The sequence below is a fragment of the Sphingobium sp. FW306-1B-F04DB genome (assembly GCF_058781925.1).
In genome coordinates, this window is sequence record NZ_JBYSXE010000001.1 from 328,487 (window position 1) to 339,210 (window position 10,724).

A 10,724-nucleotide genomic window follows, 5' to 3' on the forward strand; every position below is an offset into this window, starting at 1 on the left:
GCGCCCCCAGCCATGCCTGTGCGAGCAGGCACATGCGGACCACGATCCGCCAAGAAAAGGAATGGTAGCAAATGCCAGACAAGACCAGCGCGAAGACCAACAACCTTCAGGACATCTTCCTCAACACCCTCCGACGCTCCAAGACCCCGGTCACGATGTTCCTTGTAAAAGGCGTCAAGCTGCAGGGAATCATTACCTGGTTCGACAATTTCTCGGTGCTGCTGCGCCGCGACGGCCAGTCGCAGCTCGTTTACAAGCATGCGATCTCGACCGTGATGCCCGCCGGCCCCATCGACCTGGCACCGATCGAGACGGCATTCAACGAGGCTCGCGGCAAGTCCAAGTCGCTGCAGGAAGTGTTCCTCAACGCAGTGCACAAGTCGGGCGACCCCGTGACGATGTTTCTCGTCAATGGCGTCATGCTCCAGGGTGAGATCGTCGCGTTCGACCTGTTCTGCATGCTGCTCCAGCGCGATGGGCTGGCGCAGCTTGTCTACAAGCACGCCATTTCGACGGTGCAGCCTGCCAATCCGCTCAATCTCGCCGAAGAGAGCGGAGACGACGCGGACTGATCCATGGCGGTTTTCCAGCGCGGAGACGATGATGGCCTGGCACGGGGTGCACGGGCCATCGTTGCCCTGCCAGATACGGGCGGTTCGGGCCGGGACGCCTCCGCGCGCCTTGAAGAGGCGGCGGGGCTTGCCGAGGCAATCGGCATCGATGTCGTCGAGAAACTCCAGTTCCGCTTGCGCCAGCCCAAGCCCGCGACACTGTTCGGCTCGGGCCAGGTCGAGCAGCTCGCGGTCGCGGTGCAGCAGGATGCGGCCGAGCTCGTCATCGTCGATGCTTCAGTTACCCCCGTCCAGCAGCGCAATCTGGAGGACAAGCTCAAGGCCAAGGTGATCGACCGCACCAGCCTGATCCTCGAGATCTTCGGCGAGCGCGCAGCGACCGCCGAAGGCCGGCTCCAGGTCGAGCTCGCGCATCTCGACTATCAGGCGGGCCGGCTGGTGCGGAGCTGGACCCACCTCGAACGCCAGCGCGGCGGCTTCGGCTTCCTCGGCGGCCCCGGCGAAACGCAGATCGAGGCCGACCGCCGCTTGATCCGCGACCGCATGGCGAAACTGCGCCGCGAGCTCGCCGAGGTCAGCCGCACGCGCGGCCTGCATCGCGACCGGCGCAAGCGCGCGCCTTGGCCGGTGATCGCGCTGGTCGGCTATACCAATGCAGGAAAATCAACACTTTTCAATCGGATGACCGGCGCTGACGTCATGGCGGAAGACCTGCTTTTCGCCACGCTCGATCCGACGATGCGCCAGATCCGCCTGCCCGGAATCGACAAGGCGATCCTGTCCGACACGGTGGGTTTCGTCTCCGACCTGCCGACGCAACTCGTCGCCGCGTTTCGCGCAACGCTCGAAGAGGTCACCGCGGCCGACCTGATCGTGCACGTCCGCGACATCGCGCATCCCGACAGCGAGGAACAGAAGGCCGATGTCGAGCAAGTGCTGCGCGAGATCGGCATCGACATCAGCGGGGAGGGGGGAGTCCCCGTGATCGAGGCATGGAACAAGATCGACCTGCTGACGGGCGACACGCGCGAGGAGTTGATGGGGGAGGCCGCGCGCCGCGAGGACGTTGCGCTATTATCGGCGATCAGCGGGGAAGGCGTCGACGACCTGCGCAGTGCGGCCGCCGCGCAGCTGACGCAGCGCAACCGCGTGCGCACGGTGCGCGTGCCGCACAGCGATGGCGCGACGATCGCGTGGCTCCACGCCAATGGCGAGGTGCTGGAGCGCGCCGAGGAAGGCGAGCTCATTCGCTTCGAGGTGCGCATGTCCGACGGCGACTGGGGCCGCTTCGAGGCGCGGGTATGAACACGCCGCCGCGCATCGCCGTTCTGCGCTATGACACGCCCGAGTTCGATATCATCACGCCGGGCGATTTCGTGCGCTGCGCGGTGACGGGTGAGCTCATCCCGCTGGATCAGCTCACCTATTGGAGCGCCGAGGCACAGGAGGCCTATGCGAGCGCCGCCGCGGCAACACAGGCCTGGCTCAAGCGCCACACTCCCTAGGGCGCATCCGTCCGCAGCACAGGCGCGGGGGATCGAGCCATCAGAAATGTCCAGCGTCGCGGCCGGGGCAGGGAGCTACATCGCTTTTGCGGCCTGCCAGAGCTTTTCCTTTTCGTCGAGCGGCAACGGCGCGAAGGCGTCGCCGGCCATGTCTTCCATCGCGCGGAAACGCGCTTCGAACTTGCGATTGGCGCGCCGCAGCGCCGCCTCGGGATCGACGCCGCGATGCCGCGCCCAGTTCACGCAGGCGAAGAACAGATCACCAAATTCGTCCTCGAGCGCATCCTGCGTGTTTTCTGCTTCTATTTCAGCAAGTTCCTCGTCGATCTTCGCACGCGCTCCGGACTCGTCGGGCCAGTCGAAACCGGTCCGCGCGGCGCGGCGCTGGAGCTTTTCGGCACGCATCAGCGCGGGCAAACCGAGTGCGACATGCGCCATCGCGCTCTTGTCGTCCTTGCCGCCACGTTCGGCCGCCTTGATCGCTTCCCAGTTGCCGCGCACCGCAGCGCCATCGTCGGCTTGGACATCGCCGAAGACATGGGGATGGCGGCGGATCATCTTGTCGCAGATCGCCTGGACGACGTCGCCGAACGCGAAATGGCCGGCTTCCTCGGCCATGCGGGCGTGAAAGACAACCTGGAGCAGAAGGTCGCCAAGCTCGTCCTTGAGCTCGGCCATGTCGCCGCGCGCGATCGCGTCAGCCACTTCGTGCGCTTCCTCGATCGTATAGGGGGCGATCGTCGAGAAATCCTGCTGGACGTCCCAGGGACAACCCGTTTCGGGATCGCGCAGACGCGCCATGATTTCGACGAGGGGGGATATCATGAGGGGATCCTGGCTCCGGTTATATGTTAAAGTCCGATAATATACATTATGTTAAATATACAATGGCCGGTCGAAACGTCCCTACCTGCTCAGCCAAGCCCTGCCAGCCCTTGGCAGAGCGCGGCCGATACAAGCGCGAGCACGGTCGCGCCCCAGAGATGCATGCGGAACCTCCCGGATCCCAGCGCACTGGCATAGACTGCCTTGGCGATCATGTTGCTGACCAGAGCGATGCCGATTGCCAATGCGGCCACAGGCGCCGAGATTGCGTCGAGCATGCCCGTCACGGTTACCGTCGCGGCGTCGACATCGGCGAGGCCCGACAGCGCCGACACCACGAGCAATCCGGCATCGCCGAATATCCGGCTCGCGACCTGCGCCATGAACGCGACGCCAACGAGCAGCAGCGCAATCTTGATAACCGCGCCGAGCTCGAACGGATTTTTCGGCTCCTGCTCGGCATGCTCGCCGGCGCCACGCCGCGCCAGCATTGCCGCATAGCCGATCATCGCGGCGGTACCGCCGGCCATGCCGGGCAGCAATTGCGGCATCAGCGCGGGTGCCAGCGTGCCGACGAGGATGGCGGTGCGGAGGATCGAGATCGCACCCGCACCTATGGCGCCCGCACAAAGCGCCGCCACCGCTGCATCGGAGTCTTTCGAACGCCGTGCATTGGTGATCGTGACCGCAGTCGACGAAACGATACCGCCCACAAGCCCGGCGACCAGCTCGCCGCGCGATGAGCCGAGCAGCCGCACCGCGACATAGCCGCAGAAGGAAAGCGATGCGAGAATGATGGCAAGCACGAGGATCCGCGCGGGCGAGATCCCGCCAAACGGCCCGATCGGCGCTTCGGGGACGATCGGCAGCAGCACGAAGGTCAACGCAAGCAGAATGACCGCTGAGCGCAGTTCGGCCCAGCGCAACCGGTGCATCAGCTGGTGCAGGAACTCCCGGCTTGCGAGGATCGCCAGCAGCACCACGCCCCCCGCCGAAGCAAGCGCCATGTCCCCCAGAACGGCAAGCGCGCCAAGCGCGAAGACGAGCATCGCTGCGACCACCGATGTGACGCTGCGATTCCCAACGGCGAGCGATTCGCGATAGTGGTAGAGCGTGAATGCGCCGGTCAGCATCGCGAAGAAGGCGGCGAGCACGATCCCAGAAGGGATCCCCCTCACCGCGGCCAGGTAATGCTCGATGAAACCCGCGACGCCGCCGAACAGCCCGATCAGCGTGAAGGTGCGGATTCCCGCGGTGCGCTGCCCTTCCCCCTCGTCACGTTCGCGCCAGTGCCGCTCGATGCCGACGACTGCCCCGATCGCGATTGCCAGCCCCATGCGCTGGAACAGTTCGAGTTCTTCCATGCGCGCACTATCTTCAGTGCGAGCGACGCGCGTCAACCGTCAGCGGATCGACGCGCGTCGCTGTGCAATTATTGCGGCGCGCCGTGGCAGTGCTTGTACTTGCGGCCAGAACCGCAAGGGCACGGCGCGTTGCGGCTGACCCTGCCTTCCCATTCGGCAGGATCCCCGCCCAGTTCCTCCACGACACCGGCCGATGCCATCTGCAGCTCGGGGATGCGCGTCGTGACCAGGCCGAACGACCCGGCGTTGATAGCGTCGCCGTCGTCGCGCCCCTGCAGCATGCTCATATGTTCGGTGACGAAATCGGGCATCTCGGGAAGCGGCGGCGGCTCGTCCTGCGGCATGAAGCGGGCGTGGGCCATCACCTTGGTCACGTCCTCGCGGATCGCGCTCAGCATCCGCTCGAACATCGCAAAGGCTTCCTGCTTGTACTCGTTGATCGGCGTCTTCTGCGCATAGGCGCGCAGATGGATCACCGCGCGCAGCGCGTCGAGCGTCGCCAGATGCTCCTTCCAGTGATGGTCGAGCGACTGGAGCAGGATACTCTTTTCGACCTGTGCCCAGCTGTCGGCAGGAATATCGGTGATCTTGTCGGCAATCGCGGCGTCCGCCATTTCTTGCAGCCGTTGCTCGATCAGCTCGGGATCGACCGCTTCTTCCTTGGTCCACGCATCGATATCGGGAACAAGGTTAAGCACGTCGCCGACACGCTCCTTGAGCGTTTCGATTTCCCACTGCTCGGGATAGGTGTCAGGCGGGCACGCATCGGCGACGAGCCCGTTCACGGTCTCGGCGCGCATGTCGGTCACCACGTCATCGACCGTCTCGGCATCCATGATGTCGCTGCGCTGCTCGTAGATCACCTTGCGCTGGTCGTTCATGACGTCGTCATATTCGACGACCTGCTTGCGGATGTCGTAGTTGCGCGCCTCGACCTTCTTCTGTGCGGTCTCGATCGCCTTGGAGAGCCAGCGCGAGCCGATCGCCTCGCCGTCCGCGAGATTGGCGTTCATCATCTTGGCGAACATCGTGTCGGGGCCGAAGATGCGCAGCAGGTCGTCGTCGAGCGACAGGTAAAAACGCGACAGGCCCGGGTCGCCCTGACGGCCCGAACGACCGCGGAGCTGGTTGTCGATGCGGCGGCTTTCATGGCGCTCGGTGCCGAGCACGAAGAGACCGCCTGCGGCGAGCACGCGCGCCTTTTCGTCCTCGATCTCGTGCCTGATCCGCTCGATCGCGGCATAGCGCTCGGGGCCCTCGGGCATCTCGCCCAGTTCGTCATTGACGCGGAACTCGAGGTTGCCGCCCAGCTGGATATCGGTACCGCGGCCCGCCATGTTGGTCGCGATCGTGACCGCGCCCTCACGGCCCGCCTGCGCCACGATATGCGCCTCCATCTCGTGATAGCGCGCGTTGAGGACCTTGTGCTCGACGCCCTCCTTCTTGAGAAATTCAGAAAGCAGTTCGGACTTCTCGATCGACACGGTGCCGACGAGCACCGGCTGCCCCTTGTCCGCCTTTTCCTTGATCCCCTTGGCGATCGCGCCGAACTTGTCGATCGTGTTCTTGTAGAACTCGTCCTCTTCGTCGATGCGCTGGACGGGGACGTTGGTCGGGATCGAGACCACGTTCATCTTGTAGATGTCGTAGAACTCCGCGGCCTCGGTCGCGGCCGTGCCCGTCATGCCCGAGAGCTTGGGATACATGCGGAAATAGTTCTGGAAAGTGATCGAGGCGAGCGTCTGGTTCTCGGGCTCGATCGTCACGCCTTCCTTGGCCTCGACCGCCTGGTGAAGCCCGTCGGACCAGCGTCGTCCGTCCATCATGCGACCGGTGAACTCGTCGATGATGATGACCTTGCCGTCCTTGACGATATAGTCGGTATCGCGCTTGAAGATCACGTTGGCGCGCAGCGCCTGGTTCAGATGGTGAACTACCTGCGTATTCTCATAGTCGTACAGGTTGCTGCCCTCGAGCAGGCCGGCGTCCTCAAGCAGGCGCTCGACCTTTTCGGTGCCGTCCTCGGTCAGGATGATCGACTTCTGCTTTTCGTCGACTTCATAATCCTCGGCGACCAGCGTCTTCACGACGTCGTTCACGCGCATATACAGCTCGGACTTGTCGTCGGTCGGCCCCGAGATGATCAGCGGGGTTCGCGCCTCGTCGATCAGGATCGAGTCGACCTCGTCGACGATGGCGTGCGCGAAGGGGCGCTGCACCATTTGGCCGCGCTCATACTTCATGTTGTCGCGCAGATAATCGAAGCCAAATTCGTTGTTGGTGCCGTAGGTGATGTCGGCGGCATAGGCGTCGCGGCGCTGCTGGTCGGTCAGATTGGGGACGATCACGCCCACGGTCAGACCGAGGAAGCGATAAACCTGCCCCATCCAGTCGGCGTCGCGGCGGGCGAGATAGTCGTTGACGGTGACGACATGCACGCCCGTTCCCGGAAGTGCGTTGAGATAGACTGCGAGCGTCGCGACCAGCGTCTTGCCCTCGCCCGTGCGCATCTCGGCGATCTCCCCCCTGTGGAGCACGATGCCGCCGATCATCTGGACGTCGAAATGGCGCATGCCGAGCACGCGCACCGCGGCCTCACGGACGGTTGCGAAGGCTTCGGGAAGAATGTCGTCGAGCGTCTCGCCCGCTTCCAGCCGCTCGCGGAAGCGGGTGGTTTGAGCGGAAAGCTCCTCATCGCTCAGCGACTGTATCTGGGGCTCGAAACCCGCGATCTCCCCGACGACCTTGTTGAGCGACTTGACGTAACGGTCGTTGGACGACCCGAAAATGGCCTTGGCGATGCCACCGATCATGGAATGTTCCTGTCTCTTCTAATCTGGAAACGGGCCCGCCGCGCATGTCGGGCGGGCGCAATGATACTGCATGGTCGAAAAAGCGGCGCGCGAACGAGCGGCGCTGCGGGTCGCGAACCTATTCGAGCCTGCGCTCGTCGACGCGATGGTGATCCTGCGGTGCAGCTGTCTGCGCCGGTTCGAGAGGCCGCGTGGCGAGCGGAATCGCCAGCGGCCCGAGCGGCACGAACGACGCATGAATCGCGGGCGCCGCTGCCTCTGCCGACATCTCGGCCACGATATCCACCGCAACCGCGGCGGCGCTGCGCTGCACCGGCGCAGGCTCGGCCTTGCGCTCGCCGGAGATCACTCCGGTAAGGCCGGTCAGCAGCGCAGAGAGGAAAAGCAGCAGTTCCAAGCGTGGCTTCCAAGATATTGTCGGCGACGACATAGTGATCGCGTCCGCGTTCGTCCAATCAAAAGCGCCCTTGGCCGCGCCGATTTCACCACCAATCGCGCCGTGCCATCAAATGCCAGAAGGTCATTCGTCACTCACCTCCGTCGACATGCGGAAGCGCAAGCGTTTGCTCTTCGGCCCATCAAAGGGCGCGAACCCACCCGATTTCATGATAGCGGGGCAAGCGTCTGCGGGCATACCCTCCAGCCCGTCGAGCTTGTGCAGCACGCACGATGTCACCGAACCATCGGGCGAAACGACGATTTCCACGTCGAACGCCGACGGCTTCAACTGTGAGATGAAGGGTGGCGGGCCCGCAGGCCTGGGCAGCCGCCAGGTTATGCGCTGAGTCTTATATTCGGTTCTCGGCTTTCCGTTGGCGTATTTGGGCGGCTCATAGCGAAAGCGCTGCACGATCAGCGCGCAGGTTTGCTTATCAAGTATTGCCGAACCACTGCTTTCCTTGATGTTGCATTCGGTCACAAGGCCTTGCGGATTGACGGCGAACACGACGACCGTCGTACCCGACTCTCCTGCACGATGCGCTTCCGGCGGATAATCTGCGTCTTCGATGGAACCGGCGATTTGCTTGGATGGCAAAACAACCACGGGCGGCGGCGTGATATCTGGCGGCGTTGCTGACTCGATAGCCGCGCCGAAGGCCGCCGCTATGGCGATGATGATCATGTGGTTCCCCCTTCTCCCTTTATCATTGATATTGCGCCTGTTCGCCAGTTGTCCAGCCAGCCGGATCTCCTCCGCATTGATCGGCAGGCGCAGGCGGTTATAGGGGCGCCATGGCAGAACTCGTGAAATCTCCGCTTGCGCCCGAACGCTTTCCTGACCTCCCCGCGATCCCTGGCGTCACGCCACGTGTGGCGCGGGCGCGTTACAAGAACTGGGACCGTTGCGACCTGACCTATGTCGAGCTTGACGCGGGGACCGCGGTCGCTGGCGTGACGACGACGAGCAAATGTCCGTCACCCGAGGTTGAATGGTGCCGCGCCGCGCTGCCGCTGGGTCAGGCGCGCGCTCTTGTCGTCAACGCGGGCAATAGCAATGCCTTTACTGGCAATCGCGGACGCGCTGCAGTCGAGGCGATCGCGGCGCGCGTGGCGTCGCATCTGGGCTGCCAGCCCTCCGACATATTCGTCGCGTCGACGGGCGTGATCGGCGTGCCGCTGCCGATCGACAAGGCCGAGGCCGGGCTCGGCGCAGCTTTTTCGGCCGAACCCTGCGTCTGGGAGGATGCGGCTGCGACGATCATGACGACCGACACCTTTCCCAAGGCCGTGCTGACGCGCGCGGTGATCGGCGACAGGACGGTGAGCCTGGTCGGAATCATCAAGGGGTCGGGGATGATTGCACCCGACATGGCGACGATGCTCGGCTTCATCTTCACCGATGCCGCGGTCGAGCCTGCCCTGCTCCAGAAGATGCTCACCGCCGCCAACCGCGCGAGCTTCTCTTGTATCACGGTCGACAGCGACACCTCTACCAGCGACACCGTGCTCGCCTTTGCAACGGGCAAGGCGGGCAATGCCCCCCTCTCCTCGTTCGACGATCCCGGCGCCGACGCCTTTCAGGCTGCGCTCGATGACATGTGCCTGCAGCTCGCGCATCTGGTGGTGCGCGACGGCGAAGGCGCGTCCAAGTTCATCGAAATCCAGGTCGAAGGCGCCGTCTCGGACGAGAGCGCGCACCGGATCGCGCTGTCGATCGCCAACTCGCCGCTGGTGAAGACCGCGATCGCGGGCGAGGACGCCAATTGGGGCCGGGTCGTGATGGCGGTTGGCAAGGCGGGCGAGCCCGCCGAACGCGACAGGCTCGCGATCCGCTTCGGCGCAACGCAGGTCGCCGAGGGTGGGCTTGCGCTCGAAGGCTATGACGAGGCGCCGGTTACGGCGCACCTCAAGGGCAAGGAGGTCGAGATCGGGGTTGACCTGGGGCTCGGATCGGGCCGCGCGACGGTTTGGACGTGTGACCTGACACACGGCTATATCTCGATCAACGCCGACTATCGGAGTTGAGCAGCATGCATCCTCTCCACCGCCCCGTCGCGACGCTGATCGAACAGGTGGCGGTGGAGGTGATCCTGCCGCGTTTCGGCAAGCTGGCTGCCGAGGATATCCGGCAAAAGGCCGCGGACGATCTCGTCACGATCGTCGATCACGAGAGCGAGGCGCGGCTGGCCGAGGGGCTGGCGAAGATCCTTCCCGAAGCCGGGATCGTCGGCGAGGAGGCCGCCGCAGCGGACCACGCATTGCTGGACACCGCAGGCACAGGCCTGAAATGGATCATCGACCCAATCGACGGTACCGGCAATTTCGCGGCCGGACGTGCGCCCTTTGGCGTGCTCGTCGCGCTTGTCGACAATGGCGTGACGCAGGCGGGCTGGCTGTTCGACCCGATCGACGGGCGCATGTGCCATGCGAGGCTTGGCGCGGGCGCGTGGATCGATGCCGAACGAGTCACCGCGCGTGAAAGCGGCGCCGACCTGCCAGTCGCCGCGCTGGCGACGAGTTTCATGACTCCGGAACGCCGCGCAGAGATACAGGCGCGCGCACGCGGCAGGATGAAGGAGGTCGAGATTCCGCGCTGCGCCGCTGAGCAATATCCGCGTCTCGTGCTGGGCCAGAACGATATCGCGATCTTCGAGCGCGCGCTGCCGTGGGACCATGCGGCGGGCGTGCTGTTCGTCAACGAGGCGGGCGGCCGCGCGCGCCGCCCCGATGGCCGCGCCTATATGGTAGGCGATCTCAGCCCCGGGTTGCTCGGCGCCGCCTCACCCCGACTGTGGGATGAGGCGGCGCGGATCTTGTTCGATTAAAGCTCGCTCTCGAGCCAGCCCTTGAGCTGGCTCTTGGGTGCTGCGCCGACCTTGGTGGCAGCGGGCGCCCCGTTCTTGAACAGGATCATCGTCGGAATACCGCGGACGCCGTATTTGGCGGGGGCGTCGGGGTTCTCGTCGATGTTGAGCTTGGCGATCGTCACCTTTTCACCCAGCTCTTCCGAGATTTCCTCGAGCGACGGGCCGATCATCTTGCAGGGACCGCACCATTCGGCCCAGAAATCGACCAGAACCGGCCCTTCGGCCGAAATCACGTCGCTATGGAAACTCGCATCACTGATCGCTTTGGTGGCCATGGCCAGATCTCCTTCGTGTTGGCCCGTTATCTAGGCAGCCTCGGCGTCGCTCTCAACCGCTT

At 64.4% G+C, this 10,724-nt stretch carries 11 protein-coding genes; 5 read left to right on the forward strand and 6 right to left on the reverse strand.

Annotated elements, in window-relative coordinates; genetic code table 11:
• Positions 1-71 precede the first annotated feature (71 nt).
• The 3 genes from hfq to AC3WJD_RS01565 are packed head-to-tail and all read left to right on the forward strand — an operon-like array spanning position 72 to position 2,077.
• Entirely contained in the window at positions 72-572 is a 501-nt protein-coding gene (gene hfq, locus AC3WJD_RS01555; protein ID WP_492743876.1) for an RNA chaperone Hfq, read from the forward strand.
• A gap of 3 nt (positions 573-575) precedes the next feature.
• Positions 576-1,877: a GTPase HflX gene (hflX, locus tag AC3WJD_RS01560; protein WP_492743878.1), complete on the forward strand. Its 1,302-nt coding sequence runs from the start codon at positions 576-578 to the stop codon at positions 1,875-1,877.
• Complete coding sequence (locus AC3WJD_RS01565) at positions 1,874-2,077, forward strand: DUF2093 domain-containing protein (protein ID WP_492743880.1); 204 nt, start codon at positions 1,874-1,876, stop codon at positions 2,075-2,077. The genes hflX and AC3WJD_RS01565 overlap by 4 nt, the downstream gene beginning before the upstream one ends.
• Before the next feature lie 75 nt (positions 2,078-2,152).
• Here the strand turns inward: AC3WJD_RS01565 and mazG are convergent, their stop codons facing one another.
• The 5 genes from mazG to AC3WJD_RS01590 form a co-directional block, all read right to left on the reverse strand.
• Positions 2,153-2,902 (reverse strand): nucleoside triphosphate pyrophosphohydrolase, encoded by a 750-nt coding sequence (gene mazG / locus AC3WJD_RS01570; protein WP_492743881.1) that lies wholly within the window; start codon positions 2,900-2,902, stop codon positions 2,153-2,155.
• Between the two features lie 89 nt (positions 2,903-2,991).
• Complete coding sequence (locus AC3WJD_RS01575) at positions 2,992-4,266, reverse strand: MgtC/SapB family protein (protein ID WP_492743883.1); 1,275 nt, start codon at positions 4,264-4,266, stop codon at positions 2,992-2,994.
• A 68-nt stretch (positions 4,267-4,334) separates the two neighbouring features.
• Entirely contained in the window at positions 4,335-7,079 is a 2,745-nt protein-coding gene (gene secA, locus AC3WJD_RS01580; protein WP_492743885.1) for a preprotein translocase subunit SecA, read from the reverse strand.
• Positions 7,080-7,197: 118 nt separating this feature from the next.
• A complete protein-coding gene (locus tag AC3WJD_RS01585) occupies positions 7,198-7,476 on the reverse strand; it encodes a hypothetical protein (protein WP_492743887.1) in 279 nt (92 codons plus the stop codon).
• 123 nt (positions 7,477-7,599) lie between these two features.
• The gene (locus AC3WJD_RS01590) at positions 7,600-8,202 is read right to left on the reverse strand and encodes an energy transducer TonB (RefSeq protein WP_492743889.1); all 603 of its coding nucleotides are present in this window, start codon (positions 8,200-8,202) and stop codon (positions 7,600-7,602) included.
• Between the two features lie 110 nt (positions 8,203-8,312).
• Here AC3WJD_RS01590 and argJ point away from each other — a divergent pair, with 110 nt between their 5' ends.
• Both argJ and AC3WJD_RS01600 read left to right on the forward strand, forming a co-directional pair.
• On the forward strand, positions 8,313-9,545 hold the full coding sequence (argJ, locus tag AC3WJD_RS01595) for a bifunctional glutamate N-acetyltransferase/amino-acid acetyltransferase ArgJ (protein ID WP_492743891.1): 1,233 nt from the start codon (positions 8,313-8,315) through the stop codon (positions 9,543-9,545).
• A 5-nt stretch (positions 9,546-9,550) separates the two neighbouring features.
• Positions 9,551-10,345 (forward strand): inositol monophosphatase family protein, encoded by a 795-nt coding sequence (locus AC3WJD_RS01600; protein WP_492743893.1) that lies wholly within the window; start codon positions 9,551-9,553, stop codon positions 10,343-10,345.
• On the opposite strand, the gene trxA is transcribed toward AC3WJD_RS01600, so the two are convergent.
• Positions 10,342-10,662, reverse strand: a complete 321-nt coding sequence (gene trxA / locus AC3WJD_RS01605; RefSeq protein ID WP_492743895.1) for a thioredoxin TrxA — start codon at positions 10,660-10,662, stop codon at positions 10,342-10,344. The two genes, AC3WJD_RS01600 and trxA, sit on opposite strands and share 4 nt — an antisense overlap.
• Positions 10,663-10,724: the final 62 nt, after the last annotated feature.

What these genes read in the sequence shown, in the direction of transcription:
- hfq (WP_492743876.1), top strand. Translation starts at nt 72, where the DNA reads ATGCCAGACAAGACCAGCGCGAAGACCAACAACCTTCAGGACATCTTC.
- hflX (WP_492743878.1), top strand. Translation starts at nt 576, where the DNA reads ATGGCGGTTTTCCAGCGCGGAGACGATGATGGCCTGGCACGGGGTGCA.
- AC3WJD_RS01565 (WP_492743880.1), top strand. Translation starts at nt 1,874, where the DNA reads ATGAACACGCCGCCGCGCATCGCCGTTCTGCGCTATGACACGCCCGAG.
- mazG (WP_492743881.1), bottom strand. Translation starts at nt 2,902, where the DNA reads ATGATATCCCCCCTCGTCGAAATCATGGCGCGTCTGCGCGATCCCGAA.
- AC3WJD_RS01575 (WP_492743883.1), bottom strand. Translation starts at nt 4,266, where the DNA reads ATGGAAGAACTCGAACTGTTCCAGCGCATGGGGCTGGCAATCGCGATC.
- secA (WP_492743885.1), bottom strand. Translation starts at nt 7,079, where the DNA reads ATGATCGGTGGCATCGCCAAGGCCATTTTCGGGTCGTCCAACGACCGT.
- AC3WJD_RS01590 (WP_492743889.1), bottom strand. Translation starts at nt 8,202, where the DNA reads ATGATCATCATCGCCATAGCGGCGGCCTTCGGCGCGGCTATCGAGTCA.
- argJ (WP_492743891.1), top strand. Translation starts at nt 8,313, where the DNA reads ATGGCAGAACTCGTGAAATCTCCGCTTGCGCCCGAACGCTTTCCTGAC.
- AC3WJD_RS01600 (WP_492743893.1), top strand. Translation starts at nt 9,551, where the DNA reads ATGCATCCTCTCCACCGCCCCGTCGCGACGCTGATCGAACAGGTGGCG.
- trxA (WP_492743895.1), bottom strand. Translation starts at nt 10,662, where the DNA reads ATGGCCACCAAAGCGATCAGTGATGCGAGTTTCCATAGCGACGTGATT.